Origin of the sequence: Pseudomonas sp. SCPG-7 (assembly GCF_002156405.1) — a bacterium.
In the GTDB taxonomy this organism is placed as follows: Bacteria; Pseudomonadota; Gammaproteobacteria; order Pseudomonadales; family Pseudomonadaceae; genus Aquipseudomonas; species Aquipseudomonas parakoreensis.
The window spans coordinates 147,584-167,687 of the sequence record NZ_MVOO01000006.1 but is presented as its reverse complement, the minus strand read 5'-3'; the positions used below and the strand labels follow the sequence as shown (position 1 = coordinate 167,687).

Below are 20,104 nucleotides of genomic sequence, written 5' to 3'. Positions count from 1 at the left end.
AGGGCAAGATCAGGAAACCTTGACTGAGGTAAAAATGAGCCAGACGCTGACGTTGTTTCACGCTGAACCCTACTTGAAGCAACTGGACTGCCGAGTTGATCGACTGGAGCGCGACGACGCCGGCCTGCCTTTCGCACTCCTCGGCGAGACCGTGTTCTACCCCCAGGGAGGCGGGCAACTGGGCGATCGGGGGGTATTGAACATTCCGCTCGCGGGGGAGGGTGAGGCACTGCGCTCGCTGGAGATCGTCGCGACGAAAAAACGGGACGATCAGATCAGGCATTACCTGAGCATTGACGACGAAACGTTCGCAGACCTGCAGACGCGGGTGAGCGACCAGCAGGCGACCGCCACGCTGGATTGGCCATTGCGATATCATCAGATGCGGGTTCATTCGGCGATGCATTTGATTCATTGCATGCTCGAGCGGACGCTCGGGCGAGCGATTGCGCATCCGGTTCGTTCGCCGTTGAGCGACGAGGGTGGCGAGAACCAATACGAGTTTGTCGGTGAGTTCGACGAAGACAGTCTGAGGCGCGCAACAGATGCCTTGAACGAGTTTTGCTCTGCAAGTCATGAGATTCGTACGGAAGCGGATACCCGCCAGGGACAGGGATTTCGTTGGTGGCAATGCGAAGACTGGTCAATCCCCTGTGGGGGCGTTCATGTGCGTAATACGCAAGAAATAGGCGTGGTGACTTCCAGTATGAAGATCAAGAAAAACACGACCAGAGTGCTTGTCACTCTGTCGGCAGAGGCGGAAGAGCTTGGATAGCAAACGTGCGTTTGGCGCATTTCTCATGCAGTTTCGAATCGACGCGGGGCATCTGAAGATCTCCACGTTTCTCGACGAGGTCAATATTCCGTTCTCGGCCAATTACTACCGCGACGTCGAGGCCGGAAGGAAATACCTGAGTATCGATGCTGCCGTCGAACTGCATGATCACCTTGGCATCGACGCGGCCAGCAAAGCCAGTTTTGATTATTTCTGGCACTACTTCAGGGATTTGTTGCCGGCGGACGTCCACGAAATGTTGTTCGGCAAAGGCGTCGAGGTGACCGATCTCTCTTCGCGCCTGGAACTGCGCGAACACGACTCCAGAATCTTGCGCCGGGCCCTGAGCCTGAGTCGCTACGAGCGTGAGTTCATTGTCACCGAAGAGGTGATCGCCGCGTTCGAGGCGCAATTCGAACTGCTGCCATTGATGACGTATCTGTACATGGTCGACAGCGCCTCAGTGGCGGAGATTCAGCTGCTGTGCCAGCAGATCGGTCTGGCTTATGACCGAGACACTGAAGCGTTCCTGAACCTGGTGTCCAAGCCGCGCGCAACGCCGGATGACCCGTTTGTCCGGCATGCACCCACGTTGAGGATGCCCAGGACCGTGGATGCGTTGAAGTTGAAGGATCAGTTCCTGCGCCATGAAGTGGACCGGTCGCTGCTCAAGCCGGAGAAGAGCGAATACTTCGATGTTTCAGGCTCTTTCAAATACAGCTCGATGGTGACGCTCAAGGACGCCGAAATAGAACAGATTCAGGACCGTCTGGTGGACCTGTTCTCGGTCATCGAAGTGCATAACAAGTCTGGCCGTCAGCTGGAGGATTCAGGCGCACAGCCTTATTTCTTCGGGCTGGTGGTTTCCGGGCGTCCGGAATACGACGGGCGCGCGGCCCGCGTCGGTGAAAAAGACGAGGAGTGAACAGCTGCCGGGCGCTTCGCCGCTTCTGTGTGGCATGGCCCGGCAAGAACCAACCGTTCACAGGAGTGCGCGGACAGTACAGAAAACGGGGCGCAGAACCGCAACCCGGCCGTCATCAGTCAGAACAGGGATGAGATGAATGAATGCTCCATTCGTAGAAAAACTCCGTCAGTTGTTCGGCGAACGCTTGAGGCTCGAACAGGGAATCCGGCAACAGTTCTGCCAGGCGCCTCCCGGCATCGAGCTGAGTCCCCCCGATGCGGTAGTGACCGTTCGCAGCGAAGACGAAATCATTCAGGTCGTGAAGCTTTGCCGTGAGTACGGTGTGGCGCTGATCCCGTCGGGTGCGCGTTCGTCCCTCGAAGGGCAGATCAATGCGCCACAGGGTGGCGTCTGCGTCGACTGCTCGGAAATGAACGCGATTGTCGATGTGAACGTCACCGACATGACCGCCACGGTTCAGCCGGGCGTTACCCGCGAGCAACTCAACAGCCACTTGCGTGAGACCGGACTGTTCTTTTCCGTCGATCCTGGCGCCAACGCTTCCATGGGCGGAATGGCGGCGACCCGTGCATCGGGGACCAACTCGGTGCGCTACGGCACCATGGCCGGGAATGTCAAAGCCGCACGCTGGATCATGGCGGACGGCTCGGTCGCCGCCATTGGTTCCCGCGCGCCCAAATCGGCCATGGGTCTGGATCTGCTGGCGATTGCCATCGGTTCAGAGGGCACTCTGGGCATCTTCAGCGAACTGCAAGTGCGCCTGCATCCGGTGCCCGAGGCCATTGTTGCCGGTGTCTGTTCGTTCGACTCGGTGGATAACGCGGTACAGACGGTGGCCAGTGCCCTGGGCCAAGGACTCTCGATCGCCCGGATCGAGCTGCTGGATGCCACGGCGGTGCGTGCGTGCAATGCCTATTCTGCGGCACTGGGGCTGGTGGAAACGCCGCATCTGTTTCTGGAGTTCCACGGCGACCGGTCGACGGTCGCCAGCAGTGTCGAGCTGTTCAAGGATTGCGCCGGAGAGTACGGCGGGCAGGTCAGGATCTCCGAGCGCCTTGAAGAACGCACGGCCCTGTGGAAAGCCCGACATGACGCCTGGTGGGCCTTTCACGCTTTCTACAAAGGCCGCAAGGGGCTGGCCACCGATGTCTGTGTCCCGTTGTCCTGTCTGAGTGCCTGCATCAGCGCCACGGCCGCCGACATTGCTGCCTCCGGTCTTGATGCGCCGCTTATCGGCCATGTCGGTGACGGTAATTTTCACCTGCTGATCATGCTCGATGAAGGTGAAGACGAAAGTGCGGACATTCAGGCGTTCCTCAGCCGGCTGTCGAGTCGCGCGTTGTCGTTCGGCGGCACCGTCAGCGGCGAGCATGGGGTAGGGCAGGGAAAGCTGAAGTGGATGTCGGCGCAACACGGCGCAGCGCTGCAGTTCATGAGGGCCATCAAATCGGCCCTGGATCCGGACAACGTGTTCAACCCCGGCAAGATGTATCAATCGTTACGGGTTGACGCTCGATAACTGTCGAATTTTTGTTTTTAAGGATGGATGTGAAAGGTATGGATCATCTTTTGATAGTGGGCATCAACAAGGTCTCCATCAAGTACGTGTGCGAGGCGATCCGCGGTGCGGGCTTCGAACCGATACTGTCCGTTGATCCCTCGGGTTTTCATGGCGCGGCGAAAAACGTGTTCGAAGGGGTCACCTGCATTCCTGCCTTTACCGACAGAGTCGCGCTGTCCGCTTACCTGAACGCTCATCCCGCACTGGTTGGCGTGATTCGCAGCATCACGACATTCTTTGACGAGTTGTTCCCGGTCGTATCCGCGATTGCCGAAGAATTCGGCTTCAAGGCGCCGCCTGAGGTGTTTGCCCGGCTGTCCTCCAAGGGCTTCGTCGGCCGCTTGATCCCGGAACATGTGCCCGCCGAGACCTGTGTGGCGCTGAGCGATGGCGACGTGATCATTCCCTGGCTGACACCCGGGCAACAAAACGATGTGGTGCTCAAACCCTCGGTCGGCTCTGGCGCGGTGGCCACCACCCTGCTCTCGATTGCACCGGACGCTGACCCTGGCGCAGTAATCCGCGCCGCCATCCTGAACAGCGGAATCGACGACCCGCAAGACACTGCCTGGATTGTCCAGGCGCATTGCACGGGTGATCTCGTCAGCCTGGAAGGCTTTGCCCAGGAGGGGCGGGTGGTCTTCCTCGGACTGTCCAGGCGCGACCGAGTGGGATTCACGGAAGTCGCCAACCAGTTCCCGGCCGACGCCCGCATGGCCTTGCCCGTGCGTGCGAAAATCGAGAAGGCGGTCCGCGATTTGATTGCCCGTTCAGGGTTCGACAATGGCTTCTTCCATTGCGAGTTCATTGCGAACGACGCCACGGCTTATCTGATCGATGCCAACATGGGGCGCCTGGGCGGCGCGAGCATCGTTGAACAGATTGCGCTGGCCTACGATCTGGCGCCAGCGACTGTCCTGCAACACGTGGCGCTGCTGCCACTGGGCTTGCTGGAGGCTGCGCTTGAATACCAGCCGGTCGAATCTTGCCGCCAGACCCTGAGCTACTGGTACTGCCTGGATCACGAAGCCGTCGTGCATGACTGGGAGATTCCGCCGATGGCTTCCATTCACACGCCCATTGCCAACGTCGGCAGCGTGATCCAGCCCATCGGCACGTCCGACTACGCCTGGGTCGGTATGCTCACCGGCTATGCCGATGTCGTTGCGCGCGAGATTGGCCAGGTACGTGTCCTGACCGATCGCGGCCCTAGAAGCCCGGTCTTCAAATGATTTACTTCGTCCGGTTTCTTTCGTCCGCGGCCTGGAGCTGTTTCTATCCGTTCATGGCCATTTGGCTCAATGCGTCCGTGGGCCTCAGTACCAGTGCGGCGGGGGTCGTTGTCGGGTTCGCGATTGTCTCCAACCGCATTGGCGCATTGGCTTTTCAGGGCATGCTGGACAAGGTCGAGCGACGCCGGGAAATAGCCCTGGCCTTGTTCTGTGTGGCGGTGGCGGCGCTATTGATGCTGGTCACCGCCGCGATGGGCATTACCAACGTGTTGATCTGGGTCGTACTGGTTGTGGTGTTCGGTGTCTCCAATTCGATTGCCACGATCTCGCAGATTTCCTACATCGTGCAGTACTTTCGCGAGGGCGAGCACGAACGCGTGCTCTCTTACGAGAATGTTGCGGCGAACGCAGGGGCCGGGGTCGCGCCGTTCGTGGCGTCGTTGATTCTTGCCGGCACCGGTTACTGGTTTGTCGCCCTGCCGCTGTTGTTGGGCGTGCTGGCCACGGCTTCCACGCGGCTGATTCCGCAGGTGGCGCGTAGTGCAGGCGTGGCGTTTGCCGCGCGTGCTTCCACACCGGGCGAAACCGAGGCATCGCCCAAGGTGGTGGCGTTCATGGCGATCAACTTTCTGACCATGATCGGCTATGCGCAGTTTTATTACGTGTTCCCTACCTATGCCACCGAGCGCTTTTCCAGTGAACTGGTCGGCGTGCTGTTTCTGGTGGCCAGCGGGATCATCATCTTCAGCCAGGTTTACGTGACCTCATTCGCGCAGCGTGTCTCACGATTGTGGCGGGTCATCGTTTCCAACCTGTTGATCGGCGCGGGCTGCCTGCTGTTGATCATTTCGTCACAGGCGCAGGCGATCCTGTTTGTCGTGGTGGTGTTTATCGTGATCGGCGAGATGATCTGCGGCCCGCTGTACCAGGCTCAGGCCGTGAAGATCTGGCGCGGGCGCAGTTCCGTGGCGATGGCCGTGCAGACCTGTGTCTGGGGCGCTGCCGAAGCTACCGCCGCCGTGCTCGGCCTGCTGGCAGTGGCCAACGAGCTGAGCTTCATGTCGTTTCTGTTGGGGTTTGCTGCCTGCGTCATCGCCGCCGTGGGCGCCTGGGTATCGATTGCGCTCAAACGCCCGTTGATCGGCATCGATGTGGAACAGCGGTCAGTCCCGGTTTCCTGATGGCTCGGTGCGGCAGGCAGCGGTCTTGGCGGTCAACTGTTCGCGACAATAGTCGGCGAACAGCTGTGCCGGTTTGGTCAGTTGCCCGCGCTTGAGCCACGCGGCGACCAGACCTGAGCCGGTGACGTCTTCGACGATGTCCACGCACACCACTTTCTTGCCGTCATAGGTGCATTCCGAGTGGGGCCGGGTCACCAGGATCGAGAAACCGAAACCCTGCCCGACCATGCCCCTGACCATCTCGATCGACGGCGAGCTGAACTCGATGCGCGGGGTCAGGCCCAGTTCCTCGAACAGGCTGACGAAGTAGGTTCGGCTCGGCTGCACGTCGAGCAGAATCATCGGCTCCAGACACAGATCGCGCAGCGACACTTGCTTGTACTGGGCGAAACGGTGGTCGGCCGGTAATAGCGCATACGGCCGTTGCGCCGGCATCAGCGGTTCGGTCTGGATGGTGGCATCGAGTTCGTGTTCATAGAGGATCACCAGGTCGAAACTGCCCGAGGTCAGGCCTTGCACCAGTTCCTGTTGCTCGCCGTCGCGAATACGGATTTTCACGCCCGGATACAGCGCAGAAAACCCGGCGATCAATTGCGGCAGGTACAGCGGCGCGACGGTTTCGAAGCAGCCGATGTCGATCTGCCCGGCGACGATGTCGTTGTCGGCGAGGGCGTTCTGCTCGAACTCCCGGGCCATGCGCAACAGCTCCTGCGCCTTGCGAAAGAACCGTGCACCGCTCGGCGTCAGGGATACGCCCTGAGCGTGATGGCGGATCAGCAGCTGCACCGCGAAGCTGTCTTCCAGACCTTTGATCGCCGTAGAGATAGCCGGTTGTGCGATGTACAGCTTGCGCGAGGCTTCGGCAACGCTGCCGCATTCGACGGTGGTGATGAAGTATTTCAACTGACGCAAATTGTAGGCGGCCACGGCAAACCTCAGGACGAGCGGACTCGACTTCCAAGCAATTTGTGCGCCGCCGCGTCCGCTGCACGACGTTGTTTTTATCCTTGAACCTTAGTCATCCACAGCGGTTTTGGGGAAACCGATTGAGCAGTTTTTTCATTGCCTGCGAAGACATTTTTACTAATTTTCGCCCGTCCGGGCCTGCGCCACCATCGACTGCACAATAACGTCCAAGGAGCATTCGACGTGTTCGAACTTGCAGAGTGGCAGCGCCAGGCCGGTGCCTTGAAATTTCCCGATCGAGCCGTGATCAACGGCCAGCACTGCACCGCGCAATCGGGGCAGACGTTCGCCGCGATCAACCCCGCCACCGGCCAGTTGCTGGCCAATGTCGCGGCCTGTGGCGAGGCGGATGTGGACGTGGCGGTGCGTAACGCGCGACACGTGTTCGAGGCTGGCAGCTGGGCGCAACGTCCACCCGTCGAGCGCAAGCAAGTGCTGCTGCGCCTGGCCGAGCTGTTGATGGAACATCGTCAGGAGCTGGCCCTGCTCGACTCGCTGAACATGGGCAAACCGGTGATGGATGCCTACAACATTGATGTGCCGGGCGCCGCCGGGGTGTTTCGCTGGTACGCCGAAAGCATCGACAAACTCTACGACCAGATCGCTCCCGGCGCCGTCAATGTACTGGCGACCATCACCCGTGAAGCACTGGGCGTGGTGGCTGCCGTGGTGCCGTGGAATTTTCCGTTGGACATGGCCGCGTGGAAGCTCGCGCCTGCGTTGGCGGCGGGTAATTCGGTGATCCTCAAACCGGCCGAGCAATCACCGTTTTCGGCGTTGCGTCTGGCCGAGCTGGCACTGGAAGCGGGCCTGCCACCGGGCGTGCTCAACGTGTTGCCGGGGCTTGGCGAGCAGACCGGCAAAGCCTTGGGCCTGCACGCGGATGTCGATTGTCTGGTGTTCACCGGCTCGACGCAGGTCGGCAAATATTTCATGCAGTACTCGGCGCAATCCAACCTCAAACAAGTGTGGCTGGAGTGCGGCGGCAAGAGTGCCAATCTGCTGTTCGCCGATTGCCGGGATCTGGATCTGGCGGCGGAAAAAGCCGCGTTCGGGATCTTTTTCAATCAGGGCGAAGTGTGTTCGGCCAACTCGCGACTGTTGGTCGAGCGTTCGATTCATGATGCGTTTGTCGAGCGCCTCAAAGCCCAGGCCGAACGCTGGCTGCCGGGTGATCCGCTCGACCCGCAAAGCCGTGCCGGAGCGATCGTCGATCAGCGGCAGACAGTGAGCATCATGCGCGCCATCCGTGAGGCCGGGCAGGCGGGTGCGAGCCTGGTGTGTGGCGGTCAGCAACGGCGCTTCAACGGCTCGGACAACTTCATCGAACCGACGATTTTCACCGGCGTGAGTGCCGACATGGCGTTGTTTCGCGAAGAGGTGTTCGGCCCGGTGCTGGCGGTGGTGCCGTTCGATGATGAAGACGAGGCCGTGCGCCTGGCCAACGACAGTGTGTATGGGCTGGCGGCATCGCTGTGGACCGATGATCTGCATCGTGCGCACCGCGTGGCGCGAAGGCTGCGGGCGGGCACGGTATCGGTCAATACCGTCGATGCGCTGGACGTGACCGTGCCGTTCGGCGGCGGCAGGCAATCGGGCTTCGGCCGCGACCTGTCGCTGCACTCGTTCGACAAATACACCCAGCTGAAAACCACCTGGTTTCAGTTGCGCTGATTGCGGTTGATTCAAAAGCAAAGATCGCAGCCTTCGGCAGCTCCTACACCGGGCGAACCTGAATCCTGTAGGAGCTGCCGAAGGCTGCGATCTTTTGCTTTTCAGGAATGTGCACCATCCCTGCTCAGGTCGCGCTTTTGCGGTGCACGCTAAGCAGTTTTTTCATCATTTGCTGCCAACAATTTCCTGATTTTCCTCAGCCCGCACATGGGCCACCATCGATCTTGCCAGCCCGGTGGTTCACGCCAGAGTCCAGCAGAGACCGCAGCGTGGATTCACATCATTGGTGCTGGCCGTACTGCCCATGACAAAACTAAATCAACAGCGTCGGGAGTGCTCCATGATCAAGTCCTTGTGTCTCCGTCTCACCCATCCACTGGCGATCACCGCCCTGGCGGCCACGGTCGCGACCGGCGCGCAGGCCGGTACCTTGTCCATCGGCCATACCACCTGGGTGGGTTATGGCACGCTGTATCTGGCTCAGGACCTGGGCTACTTCAAGGAAAACGGCCTGACTGTCGAGTTGCCGGTGGTCGAGGAAGCTTCGATGTACATGGCCGCCCAGGCCTCCGGACAACTCTCCGGTTCGGCCTCGACCATCGACGAAGTGCTCAAATACCGTCCGCAGTTCTGCTTCAAGGCTGTGGCGGCACTGGATGACAGCCATGGTGGCGACGGCGTGCTGGTGGGCAAGGACGTGAAGTCGTTGCAGGAACTCAAGGGCCAGGCCGTGGCCGTCAACGAAGGTTCGACCTCGCAGTTCTGGCTCTCCTATCTGCTGAAGAAGAACGGCATGAAAATGAGCGACATCACCGTGCAGAACATGACTGCCGACGATGCTGCCACCGCGTTCATTGCCGGTCGCGTGCCGGCCGCCGTGACTTGGGAACCGCACCTGTCGATGGTGCGCGACAAGCAGCAGGGCAAAGTGCTGATCGACAGCAGCAGCACGCCCGGGGTGATTGTCGATGTCGTGGCGCTCAACTGCACGGTGATCGAGAAGCAGCCCGAAGACGTCAAGGCGCTGGTCGCCGGTCTCTACAAGGCGGTGCAATACACCAAGGACCATCCACAGCAAGCCTACGAAATCATGGCCAAGGGCGTCGGCGGTTATCTGTCCGATCCGAAGGAACTGGCTGCTGCAGCGCAAGGCGTGCGTTTCTACGATCAGGCCATGAGCGAGAAGCTGCTGGGCAAGCCGGGCGCGCCGGGTGACAGCGCACCGCTGATCAAACTGGCCAACGAAACCGCCAGCGAATTGCAGGGCAAGCCCTATAACGTCAGTAACGACGATCTGGTGGATAACCGTTTCGTCAGCCCGCTCTAGGAGACTGGTCATGTTCAAGCGCAATTCATGGCTGAGTCGCTGCATCACACCGAAGACTGGCTTGCCGGTGCCGGTGGTATGGAGCGCCAGTGGTCTGGCCTGGGTGTTGCTGGTCGGGCTGTGGGCCGGGCTGTCCTACGGCGGCATCGTCCCGGGGATGTTTCTGCCGACGCCCGGCGCGGTGGTTGAAGCCGCCGTGCGCCTGAGCCGCGACGGCACCCTTGGCACCCATGTGTGGGCCAGTGTCGAAGTGGTGATGGTCGGGTTCATCGTCTCGTCGCTGGTGGCGGTACCGCTGGGGTTGCTGATGGGCAGCTTTCGCATCGTCCAGGCGTTCCTCGAACCGTTGGTCAACTTCATCCGTTACCTGCCGGTGACCTCGTTCGTGCCACTGTTCATCCTGTGGATTGGCATCGGTCTGGAGCAGCGGGTATCGGTGATCATCTTCGGCGTGTTCTTCCAGCAACTGGTGATGATCGCGGATGTGTCCAAGGGCATCTCCAAGGACCTGATCAACGCCTCTTACACGCTCGGTTCCAACCGCCGCGACGCGGTGCTGCATGTGATCGCCCCGGCCTCGGTGCCCGGTGTGCTCGACACCTTGCGCGTGACCATGGGCTGGGCCTGGACCTATCTGGTGGTGGCCGAACTGGTCGCCGCGTCGAGCGGCCTCGGTTACCTGAGCCTGAAAGCCATGCGCGGTTTTCAGGTCGACGTGATTTTCCTCGCCATCGCGATCATCGGCCTGCTGGGGCTGGTCACCGATCAACTGTTCCGCTTTCTTCGCCTGAGGGTTGCCGCATGGGCTCAGTAACTGCCGCCAATCATCGCTTTACCGAATCGCGCGCTGCGGCGCCGCAAGCCGCCCCGCGCCTGCAAGTGGACAAGGTCAGCCTGCGCTACAAAAAGCCTGATGGCGGTACGTTCACGGCGCTGGAACAGGTGTCGTTCGAGGTGCCGGATCAGCAGTTCGCGGTGCTGGTCGGGCCGTCGGGTTGCGGCAAATCGAGCCTGTTGTACCTGACCGCCGGCCTCGCCGAGCCAACCTCCGGCGAGATCTACGTCGGCGGCCAGCAAGTGCAGGGCCCCGGTGCCGATCGCGGCATGGTGTTCCAGAGCTACACGCTGTTTCCGTGGCTGACGGTGCGGCAGAACGTCGAGTTCGGCCTCAAACGGCGTGGCATGCCGGCGGCGCGGCGCAAGGAAATTGTCGATTACTACGTCAACGAAGTCGGGCTTGCCGGGTTTGCTGACAATTACGCCAAGCAGCTCTCGGGCGGGATGATGCAGCGCGTGGCGATTGCCCGGGCGCTGGCCAACGACCCGCAGATTCTGCTGATGGACGAACCGTTCGGCGCCCTCGACAGCCAGACCCGCCTGCAAATGCAGCAGTTATTGTTGCGGGTGTGGGGCAACAGCAAGAAGACCGTGCTGTTCGTCACCCACGATATCGACGAGGCGATCCTGCTGGGCGACCGGGTCTATGTCATGGGCGCCAAACCGGGGCGGATCAAGCAGATCCTCGACGTGCCGATCGAGCGTCCGCGCTCACTGGACATGGTGATGGAGCGCTCGTTTATCGACATGAAGCGGGAGATTTTCGGCTTGCTGCATGACGACCTGGAAGAAGTCCATTGATCACATGAGTCCCCTGTAGGAGCTGCCGCAGGCTGCGATCTTTTGATCTTGTCCTTAAAAAAGTCAAAAGATCGCAGCCTTCGGCAGCTCCTACAGCGGTAATTGGTGATCAGGGAGCAGCGGGCAGCAGGAATCGCGCAATCACCGGCAGATGATCGGAAATGCGCAAGGTATCGTCCTGGCGCACGCTCGCTTCGACCCGTTTGATTTTCGGGCTGTAGAACAGGTAGTCGACGGTGCGATCCGGGCCGTTGAGGCCGGGGTCGTTGGGGTAGTGAGTCAGCCAGTGGGCGCGGTCGACGCCGCTGGCCTCGTTGTTGGTCGGGATCATCGGGTACTTGTCCCATAACAGATGCAGGGCGCTGTCGACGGAGTAGGGCGTGCGCTGTTCAGCGGGCAGGCGTTGATACTGGCCCAGCGGCAACAGGTTGAAATCGCCGCCGATCAGCCACGCCAGGCCTTGGCTCTCATACTTGTCGAGCACCTTGGCCACCGCCGTCACTTGCGCGTGCAAGGTGTCGTCGGGTTGGCTGGCGCGATCCAGATGGGTGTTGAACACCGTCAGTTGCCCGCCGTCACTCAGCGGCAGCTTGGTGGCGAGCAACGCATCCTTGGGGGCGAACTGGCGAGCAATGACATTCGCCGGCGGCACCGGTAATTGCAGGCGTTCGGCGTGTTCGATGCGGTAGCGGCTGAGGGTCGCCAATTGCCGGCCAACGCTGCCGAAAATGTGCGGGTCGGGAACGAAATCGGCCTTCCAGTCGAATGCGTGAGCGCTGCACGGGTAGAGGTCGGTGACCCGTTCCTGCAGCAACTTGAGCTGGTTCTGGTAATCACTGGCCTTGGCGCCGTCATCCAGTTCCTGCAGCAGCACCACGTCGGGCTGCTCGTCCCGGATCACCCTTGCTACCTCGTCGAGGCTGAAAGCCATGTCTTCCGGGGTTGGCGCTTCGTCGGTGCCTTGGGCGAGGTCGTTCCAGAACACGTAGCGCTTGCCCGCCAGGTACTGCACGTTCCAGGTCATGACTTTCAGGGCTTGCCCCGGCACCAGTGTCGGTGGGGTGCCGGTGCAGGTGACCGGCAAGGTTTCGCGCGCGCCGGGGCGCCAGGTCAGGCTGTAGATCAGCCCGCCGATCAGGGCGATGGCGAGCACGATCAACAATAGGGTGTAGCGCAGCAGACGGGGCATGGCTCGGCTTATCGCGTTACAAAAGTGCTTGCGAGCATACCCGACCGCAGACGCTTGGCCCAAGTCTCCTGAAGTCAGACTGCTCCGCTACGTTTGTCAGGCGATTCGCTGATCAGCATGAACAGGCGGAACAGCACCACGCTGGTGAACAGCTGCAGGAAGCTGTGCGCACTGTCGATCAATACCGCGATCAGGGGATTCTGCGGGTCGGGGTAGGCCGCCAGGGTTGCTCCCTTGAGCAGCCACAACGGCCCCATCACACACAGAATGCACAGCAGGATCCGCCAGAAATGCCCACGGGTCAGGCGCAGGCTTTCCTTCATCGCCTGCAACGGCCCCATACCGCGCAACACCAGCAGGTACTCACCAAATGCGAGCATGACCATCAGCATCAAGCCTGGCAGGAAATACAACGACAGCCCCAGCAGAATCAGCAAGGTATTGAGCGCCGTGAGCAGGGCGAAACGCGGCCACAGGCGCGCGGACATCGCCAGCAGATCGAGATTGCGCGGAGCTTCGCCGCGGGTGCGGGCGTCGAGGAACAGGATCAGCGCGGCGGTGTACAGCGGATACACCAGCAGACCGACCACCACGCTGGCGGCGGAGAAACTGTCCGGGTCGGTGACATGGTCCACCACTTGCTGCAGCGCCGCCTCGAAGATCACCAGCGGCAGGCACAGCTGCACGATGCTGCCCAGGTGGCGTTTGAAAAAATACAGAGAGTCGCGCAGTACATCGAAGGCATTCATCAGTCGGTATCGCAGGTGGAAAACAGTGGCTCACTTTAACCGATGATGCGTGGGCCGACACAAACGTAAACATTCGGTAAAGGTCGTTGAAACATCCTGTCACTGCCTCCATTACAGAGGTGCGCCATGTCCGCAGTGGGCACGGGCAACGTTATCCCCGGCAATCTACGAGGTCGCCATGAACAGCGAAGAGCAAACCCTGATCGATGGACTGTTTTCCCGGCTGCAACAGGCCGAAACGGAGGCAGCCCCGCGCGACGCCCAGGCCGAGGCGCGGATCAAGGAACACCTGACCCGCCAGCCGGCGGCAGGTTATTTCATGACCCAGGCGATTCTGGTGCAAGAGGCGGCCATCAAGAGCCTCGACGAACAGAACAAGCAACTGACCCAACAAGTCCAGCAGTTGCAGGCTGAACTGCAAGCGGCCAAGGCTCAGAGTGCGGCCCCGGCGCCAAGCGGCGGTGGCGGTTTCCTGTCGAGCATCTTCGGCGGCAGCAGCTCGCGTCCGGCGCCGACCCAGAGCGCTCCGGCCTCTACCGGCGGCTGGCGTGAACCGGCACCGCAACAGAACTATACGGCGCCAGCGCCACAACAGAACTATGCCGCACCACCGCCCAATTACGCGCAGCAAGCCGCCCCGGCTGCGGGCAGCAGCTTCCTCGGCGGCGCCCTGAAAACCGCCGCTGGCGTGGCCGGTGGTGTGATGCTGGCACAGGGCATCAGCAGCCTGTTCCATCACAACCAGCAGCCTGAAGAAATCGTTGAAGTGATCAAGGAAGAGCCGGCGCAGGTGGCCGACCAGAGCGGCAATGACTGGGGCAATGACCAGCGTGTGGCCGATAACGGTTTCTCTGGCAATGACCAGGGCGGGTTTACCGACACGGACTACAGCGATGACAGCTCGTCGTTTTTCGATGACGACGATTCGTTTGTCTGACTAACGGTCGGCATCGAACCTTGTGGCGAGGGAGCTTGCTCCCGCTGGACTGCGCAGCAGGCCCTTCTTTTAAAAGACAGGGTCGCTGCGCAGCCCGGCGGGAGCAAGCTCCCTCGCCACACTGCTTTTTACTGGCATACTGAGCGCCTTTTTCGGGCCAGGCGCCTGATCCCGCTTCGTGCGCTATGCGCTCACAGGAATCCCGGTGAAAAAAATCGCAGTGTTCGCCGACGTGCAGAACCTCTACTACACCGTGCGTCAGGCCTATGGTTGCCATTTCAACTACGCCGCGCTGTGGGCGGATGTGAGCAAACACGGGCAGATCGTCGAGGCCTATGCTTACGCCATCGATCGTGGCGACAGCAAGCAGCAGCAGTTTCAGCAGATCCTGCGCAACCTCGGCTTCACCGTAAAACTCAAACCCTACATCCAGCGCAGCGACGGCTCGGCCAAGGGCGACTGGGACGTGGGCATCACCCTCGACATCATGGACGCCGCCGACCACGTCGACGAAATCGTCCTGGCCTCCGGTGACGGCGACTTCGACATGCTGCTCGAACGCATCATCAGCAAGCACGGCGTACAGGCAGTCGCCTACGGCGTGCCCGGGTTGACCGCCAACTCGCTGATCCGCGCCGCCAGCCGTTACGTGCCGATCGAAGGCGCGTTGTTGCTGAAGAATTAAGCTGAAAAATTGATTTGAACGGAGTTGAACCCGGTTTGGAACGCATTGCAGTCATCGACTTTGAAACCACCGGCCTGTCGCCGAACAGCAGCTGTCGCGCCACGGAAATCGCCGTGGTCATGCTGGAAAACGGCCGTATCGTCGAGCGTTACCAGAGCCTTATGAATGCCGGCGTGCGCGTCCCGGCCTTCATCGAACAACTGACCGGCATCAGCAACGCCATGCTGCGTACCGCGCCTGCGGCGGAGCGGGTCATGGAAGAGGTCAACGAATTCGTCGGCTGCACCCCGCTGGTGGCGCACAACGCTTCGTTCGACCAGAAATTCTGGGACTTTGAACTGGGACGGATCAAACGCACCCGTCTGCAGAACTTCGCCTGTTCACTGCTGCTGGCCCGGCGCCTGATGCCCGCGGCACCCAATCACAAGCTCGGTACGCTCACTGCATTTGCGCGCCTGCCGCACACCGGCCAGGCGCACCGGGCCATGGCGGATGCCGAGATGGCGGCCAATCTGATGGCGCATCTGGCGCAAGAGCTGCGGCACAAGCATGGCGTGCGTGAGCTGAACCATGACTTGCTGTGCAAACTGCAGAAAGTCCCGGCGGCCAAAGTCAGCGAACACCTGCAGCGCTACCGCTGATCCCCAGCCCGACACAGAACCTTTGTAGGAGCTGCCGAAGGCTGCGATCTTTTGATCTTGCTTTTAAAAGTCAAAGTCAAAAGATCGTCCGAACGCGGCCCGAACCTTCGGCAGCTCCTACAGTGGATTTGTGGTTGGCCCGAACTATTTGCCGTTGGCTTCTATATGGCTCAGCGGCACGCGCTTCTCGATTGCGCTGGACAACACAATCGAGGTCTTGCTGAAGCCAAACTTCGCCACGTGATTGATCAGTTCCTCCAGTTCGGTCATCGAGCCCACCGCGCCCTTCATCATCACGCATGGATCGCCGGTCACACGGAAGCATTCGGTCAGTTGCGGGATTTTCACCAGTTCGTCGTAGACCTTCTGGCTGCCGTTCTGGTGCAGGCGCAATTCGATCATGCACTGGATCGGCAAACCGATTTTCGACAGGTCGATGTTCGCCTGATACCCGGTGATCACGCCGGACGCCTCAAGCTTGGCCACCCGTTCGGCCACTGCCGGGGCGGACAGGTTCACCTTGCGCGCCAGATCGGCGTAGGACGCGCGACCGTTTTCCAACAGAGCGCTGAGCAACATGCGGTCGTATTTGTCCAAGGCCGGACTCCTGAAAATGCCAGACTTTCGAAATCACGGCTTATCCCGTCGATCTCCGTTGTTTCAAAAGTGTACCGGCGCGATAAACAGGTTTTGTAACTTATTTTTGCTCACGGGCCTTTCTAGAATAATCCTCACCCTGCCTCTGACTGTCGAGCTGCCCATGCCTGCCTTGCGCCGTTTTTCCTTGCCGTTGATCGCCGCGTTTTTCGCGCTGTATGTGATTTGGGGATCGACCTATCTGGTAATCCGCCTCGGCGTCGAATACTGGCCGCCGCTGATGCTCGGCGGGGTGCGCTTCGTGATTGCCGGCAGCCTGATGTACGCCTTCCTGCGCTGGCGTGGCGCGCCGGCGCCGACCTGGGTGCAGTGGAAAGCGGCGGGGATCATCGGGATTCTGTTGCTCAGCTTCGGTAACGGCGCGGTCAGTGTCGCCGAGCACACGGGTGTGGCGTCCGGCGTGGCGGCACTGGCAGTGGCGACTGTGCCGTTGTTTACGTTGTTGTGCGGCTATTTCTGGGGCGCGCGTAATACCCGCCTCGAATGGGCCGGGGTGGCGTTGGGGATCGTCGGCATTGCCATGCTCAACATGGGTTCCAACCTGCAATCGAGTCCGCTGGGCGCGGCGCTGTTGATTTTTGCGGCGGCGACTTGGGCCTTCGGCTCGGTGTGGAGCAAACACCTGCCGTTGCCGCAAGGGGCGATGGCCAGTGCCGTGGAGATGCTGGTGGGCGGCGTGGTCCTGCTGATCGGCAGCGCAGTGAGCGGCGAGCACCTGCAAGCCTTGCCGCCAGTGGAAGGCTGGCTGGCCCTGGGGTATCTGATCTTCTTCGGCTCGATCATCGCTTTCAATTCCTACATGTACCTGCTCAAGCACGTGCGTCCAGCGGCGGCCACCAGCTATGCCTACGTCAACCCGGCGGTGGCGGTGTTGCTGGGGATCGTGTTTGTCGGCGAGACCATCGGCATGGAAGAAGCGCTGGCGATGCTGGTGATCATCAGTGCCGTGGTGCTGATCGGTCTGCCGCAATGGCGGCGGCCGGCGCAGCCGCTGGTCGCGGAGCCGCCGAAGACCGCCGTTCCAGCAGAACCGCGTGTGAATTAGGGTAAACTGCGCGCCATTGCACCCTTGTTTTGCGCAACCGCGCTGATTTTTCCTACGGTACTCCCATGACTTTCGCCACCCTTGGCCTGATCGAACCCTTGCTGCGCTCCCTTGAGAAGCTCGGCTACCAGACCCCGACGCCGGTCCAGGCGCAAGCCATTCCGGCCGTGCTGGCCGGTCGCGACCTGATGGCTGCGGCCCAGACCGGTACCGGCAAGACCGCCGGTTTCGCTTTGCCGCTGCTGCAGTTGCTGGCCATGGAAGGGCCGAAAGTCACCGCCAACTCGGTGCGTGCGCTGATTCTGGTACCGACCCGCGAACTGGCCGAGCAGGTTCACGAATCCGTGCGCCAGTACGCAGAAAACCTGCCGTTGCGCACCTACGCGGTGTATGGCGGTGTCAGCATTAACCCGCAGATGATGAAACTGCGCGGCGGCGTCGACCTGCTGGTGGCAACCCCGGGCCGTCTGCTCGACCTGTTCCGCCAGAACGCGTTGAAATTCAATCAGCTGCAAACCCTGGTGCTCGACGAAGCCGACCGCATGCTCGACCTGGGCTTTTCCGAAGAGCTGGCGAACATCTATCGCGCGCTGCCGAAGAAGCGTCAGACGCTGCTGTTCTCCGCGACCTTCTCCGATGACATTCGCCTGCTGGCCGGGCAGATGCTCAACGATCCGCTGAGCATCGAAGTCAGCCCGCGCAACGTCGCGGCCAACACCGTCAAGCAGTGGGTGGTGACGGTGGACAAGAAGCGCAAGCCGGAACTGTTCGTGCACCTGATGCGCAAGAACAAGTGGAAGCAGGTGCTGGTGTTCGCCAAGACCCGCAACGGCGTGGACGCGTTGGTGGAAAAACTCCAGGGCCTCGGTGTGAACGCCGACGGTATTCACGGCGACAAACCGCAGGCGACCCGTCAGCGCGCGCTGGATCGTTTCAAACTCAGTGAAGTGCAGATTCTGGTGGCGACCGACGTCGCTGCTCGGGGTCTGGACATCGAAGACCTGCCGCTGGTGGTCAACTTCGACCTGCCGATCGTGGCCGAGGATTACATCCATCGCATCGGTCGTACCGGCCGTGCCGGTGCAACGGGCGAGGCGATCTCGCTGGTGTGTGCCGATGAAGTGAACATGCTCTCGGCCATCGAGATGCTCACCCGTCAGACCTTGAAGCGTCAGAACGAGCCGGATTTCGAACCTGAGCACCGTGTGCCGGAGACCGATGCCAGCGGTCAGGTGATCAAGAAGCCGAAGAAACCGAAAAAGCCGAAGACCTCCGGTGGCGGTGGCGGCAAACGCAATCTGGGCAAGTGGGTCGACAGTGGCGACACCCAGGCGCCGGAGCCGTCGATCAAGCCTGTGCGTAAAGTGCCGGTGTTCAATACCGGGCCGCGTAAGCGCAAGCCTTAAAGCCAAAAGCCCCTCACCCTAACCCGCTCCCGGAGGGAGAGGGGACTGATTGGAGGATGCTTGAATTCTACGCCGACCTGATTCTGCTGCTGTGAATCCACAATCGACTCGGTCTTTCAGGTCGATGTGTTACGCCAGACACCTCGGTCGGCTCCCTCTCCCTCGGGGAGAGGGTTGGGGTGAGGGTTCAGGCAGGCACCTCGGACTTGAGCCACTGCAACATTCCAATTCCCGCCGCCCGCCCGCTGGCAAAACACCCGGTCAGCAGATAGCCGCCTGTCGGCGCTTCCCAATCCAGCATCTCGCCCGCACAGAACACCCCCGGCAACGCCTTGAGCATCAAACGTTCATCCAGCGCTTCGAACGTCACGCCACCGGCACTGCTGATCGCTTCGTCCAGCGGACGGGTTTTCACCAAGGTCAGCGGTAACGCCTTGATCGCCCGCGCCAACAACGCCGGATCAGCGAAGGTTGCCGCGTCAGTCAATTCACGCAACAACGCCGCTTTCACCCCATCAATCCCGACCTGACTGTGCAGATGCTTGGCCATCGAGCGCGAGCCGCGCGGTTTGCTCAACGCAGCCTGCAATTTATCCACAGGCCGGCCGGGCAGCAGATCAATGTGCACCGTGGCTGAGCCGTGGGCGTTGATCGCCTCGCGGATCGGCGCCGACAGCGCGTAGATCAGGCTGCCTTCAACGCCCGTTGCGGTGATCACGCATTCGCCCAGGCGCGGCACATCGTCGTTCAAACCGATGGCGACATTTTTCAGTGGTGCGCCGGCGAATTTGCTGACAAGCAACTCGCTCCAGGCCTGCACCTCGAATCCGCAATTGCTCGGCTGTAACGGCACCAGTCCTACGCCTTTTTGTTCCAGCGGCAGCATCCACGCGCCATCCGAACCCAGCCGCGACCAACTGCCACCGCCGAGGGCGAGCAGGGTGGCGTCGGGTTTGACGGTGATTTCGCCGTCGGGGCTGCTGATGCGCAGTGCGCCATGTTCATCCCAGCCGAGCCAGCGATGGCGGGTGTGGATAACCACGCCGCTGTCGCGCAGACGCTTGAGCCAGGCGCGCAACAGTGGTGCGGCTTTCATGTCGGTGGGGAATACCCGGCCGGAGCTGCCGATAAAGGTCTCGATGCCCAGCTCATGAATCCAGCGGCACAGCGCGTCAGCGTCGAAGCCGCGCAGCAACGGCGCGATCTGTGGTGCGCGTTCGGCGTAGCGCGCGAGGAACGCCGGGTAAGACTCGGAGTGAGTGATGTTCATGCCGCCGACCCCGGCCAGCAGGAATTTGCGCCCCACCGAGGGCATGCCGTCGTACAAATCGACCCGCACGCCGGCCTGGCTCAGCACTTCGGCGGCCATCAGGCCGGCGGGGCCACCGCCAATGATGGCGACGTGAGCGGGGAGGGGGGCGGAGGTCTGGGTCATGGCGTGCGCTGCGGTATGGCGGGATAAGGCGCGCATTCTAACAGCGCAGACCAATGTGGGAGATCCCTGTGGGAGCGA

General features: G+C 61.1%; 19 protein-coding genes. 14 read left to right on the top strand and 5 right to left on the bottom strand.

The window, feature by feature from the left end; all coding sequences use genetic code 11:
- Positions 1 to 34: 34 nt before the first annotated feature.
- The 5 genes from B1722_RS13735 (at position 35) to B1722_RS13715 (ending at position 5,677) form a co-directional block, all read left to right on the top strand.
- On the top strand, positions 35 to 775 hold the full coding sequence (locus tag B1722_RS13735) for an alanyl-tRNA editing protein (RefSeq protein WP_041065090.1): 741 nt from the start codon (positions 35 to 37) through the stop codon (positions 773 to 775).
- A gap of 25 nt (positions 776 to 800) precedes the next feature.
- Positions 801 to 1,700 carry a hypothetical protein gene (locus B1722_RS13730; RefSeq protein ID WP_256578848.1) on the top strand — a complete coding sequence of 300 codons (900 nt, stop codon included), beginning with the start codon at positions 801 to 803 and terminating at the stop codon, positions 1,698 to 1,700.
- A gap of 139 nt (positions 1,701 to 1,839) precedes the next feature.
- Complete coding sequence (locus B1722_RS13725; protein ID WP_086792913.1) at positions 1,840 to 3,222, top strand: FAD-binding oxidoreductase; 1,383 nt, start codon at positions 1,840 to 1,842, stop codon at positions 3,220 to 3,222.
- 38 nt (positions 3,223 to 3,260) lie between these two features.
- Positions 3,261 to 4,496, top strand: a complete 1,236-nt coding sequence (locus tag B1722_RS13720; protein WP_086792911.1) for an acetyl-CoA carboxylase biotin carboxylase subunit family protein — start codon at positions 3,261 to 3,263, stop codon at positions 4,494 to 4,496.
- A complete protein-coding gene (locus tag B1722_RS13715; RefSeq protein ID WP_086792909.1) occupies positions 4,493 to 5,677 on the top strand; it encodes an MFS transporter in 1,185 nt (394 codons plus the stop codon). The genes B1722_RS13720 and B1722_RS13715 overlap by 4 nt, the downstream gene beginning before the upstream one ends.
- Here the strand turns inward: B1722_RS13715 and B1722_RS13710 are convergent.
- Positions 5,660 to 6,604, bottom strand: coding sequence for a LysR family transcriptional regulator (locus tag B1722_RS13710; RefSeq protein WP_041065104.1), 945 nt, complete (start codon positions 6,602 to 6,604; stop codon positions 5,660 to 5,662). The genes B1722_RS13715 and B1722_RS13710 overlap by 18 nt on opposite strands.
- 222 nt (positions 6,605 to 6,826) lie before the next feature.
- On the opposite strand from B1722_RS13710, the gene B1722_RS13705 reads away from it, so the two are divergent.
- The 4 genes from B1722_RS13705 (at position 6,827) to B1722_RS13690 (ending at position 11,282) form a co-directional block, all read left to right on the top strand.
- Positions 6,827 to 8,317: an aldehyde dehydrogenase gene (locus B1722_RS13705; protein WP_086792907.1), complete on the top strand. Its 1,491-nt coding sequence runs from the start codon at positions 6,827 to 6,829 to the stop codon at positions 8,315 to 8,317.
- Between the two features lie 340 nt (positions 8,318 to 8,657).
- The gene (locus B1722_RS13700) at positions 8,658 to 9,644 is read left to right on the top strand and encodes an ABC transporter substrate-binding protein (RefSeq protein ID WP_047296750.1); all 987 of its coding nucleotides are present in this window, start codon (positions 8,658 to 8,660) and stop codon (positions 9,642 to 9,644) included.
- A 10-nt stretch (positions 9,645 to 9,654) separates the two neighbouring features.
- A complete protein-coding gene (locus tag B1722_RS13695) occupies positions 9,655 to 10,458 on the top strand; it encodes an ABC transporter permease (protein WP_041065113.1) in 804 nt (267 codons plus the stop codon).
- Positions 10,446 to 11,282 carry an ABC transporter ATP-binding protein gene (locus B1722_RS13690; protein ID WP_041065116.1) on the top strand — a complete coding sequence of 279 codons (837 nt, stop codon included), beginning with the start codon at positions 10,446 to 10,448 and terminating at the stop codon, positions 11,280 to 11,282. The genes B1722_RS13695 and B1722_RS13690 overlap by 13 nt, the downstream gene beginning before the upstream one ends.
- Before the next feature lie 109 nt (positions 11,283 to 11,391).
- Here the strand turns inward: B1722_RS13690 and B1722_RS13685 are convergent, their stop codons facing one another.
- Both B1722_RS13685 and B1722_RS13680 read right to left on the bottom strand, forming a co-directional pair.
- Positions 11,392 to 12,471 (bottom strand): endonuclease/exonuclease/phosphatase family protein, encoded by a 1,080-nt coding sequence (locus tag B1722_RS13685; protein ID WP_086792905.1) that lies wholly within the window; start codon positions 12,469 to 12,471, stop codon positions 11,392 to 11,394.
- 74 nt (positions 12,472 to 12,545) lie between these two features.
- Positions 12,546 to 13,220 (bottom strand): YciC family protein, encoded by a 675-nt coding sequence (locus B1722_RS13680; protein WP_041065122.1) that lies wholly within the window; start codon positions 13,218 to 13,220, stop codon positions 12,546 to 12,548.
- A 178-nt stretch (positions 13,221 to 13,398) separates the two neighbouring features.
- Between B1722_RS13680 and B1722_RS13675 the strand changes: the two genes are divergently transcribed.
- The 3 genes from B1722_RS13675 (at position 13,399) to B1722_RS13665 (ending at position 15,483) form a co-directional block, all read left to right on the top strand.
- The gene (locus B1722_RS13675; protein WP_041065125.1) at positions 13,399 to 14,157 is read left to right on the top strand and encodes a DUF2076 domain-containing protein; all 759 of its coding nucleotides are present in this window, start codon (positions 13,399 to 13,401) and stop codon (positions 14,155 to 14,157) included.
- Positions 14,158 to 14,362: 205 nt separating this feature from the next.
- Positions 14,363 to 14,842 carry an NYN domain-containing protein gene (locus B1722_RS13670; protein WP_041065128.1) on the top strand — a complete coding sequence of 160 codons (480 nt, stop codon included), beginning with the start codon at positions 14,363 to 14,365 and terminating at the stop codon, positions 14,840 to 14,842.
- Between the two features lie 35 nt (positions 14,843 to 14,877).
- Positions 14,878 to 15,483 (top strand): PolC-type DNA polymerase III, encoded by a 606-nt coding sequence (locus tag B1722_RS13665; protein ID WP_041065131.1) that lies wholly within the window; start codon positions 14,878 to 14,880, stop codon positions 15,481 to 15,483.
- A 144-nt stretch (positions 15,484 to 15,627) separates the two neighbouring features.
- Here the strand turns inward: B1722_RS13665 and B1722_RS13660 are convergent, their stop codons facing one another.
- Complete coding sequence (locus B1722_RS13660; RefSeq protein WP_041065134.1) at positions 15,628 to 16,080, bottom strand: Lrp/AsnC family transcriptional regulator; 453 nt, start codon at positions 16,078 to 16,080, stop codon at positions 15,628 to 15,630.
- A gap of 163 nt (positions 16,081 to 16,243) precedes the next feature.
- Between B1722_RS13660 and yedA the strand changes: the two genes are divergently transcribed.
- A complete protein-coding gene (gene yedA / locus B1722_RS13655) occupies positions 16,244 to 17,185 on the top strand; it encodes a drug/metabolite exporter YedA (protein ID WP_041065137.1) in 942 nt (313 codons plus the stop codon).
- Between the two features lie 65 nt (positions 17,186 to 17,250).
- Complete coding sequence (locus tag B1722_RS13650; protein WP_041065140.1) at positions 17,251 to 18,591, top strand: DEAD/DEAH box helicase; 1,341 nt, start codon at positions 17,251 to 17,253, stop codon at positions 18,589 to 18,591.
- 187 nt (positions 18,592 to 18,778) lie between these two features.
- Here the strand turns inward: B1722_RS13650 and B1722_RS13645 are convergent, their stop codons facing one another.
- Entirely contained in the window at positions 18,779 to 20,026 is a 1,248-nt protein-coding gene (locus B1722_RS13645; protein ID WP_086792903.1) for a TIGR03862 family flavoprotein, read from the bottom strand.
- Between the last annotated feature and the right edge of the window lie 78 nt (positions 20,027 to 20,104).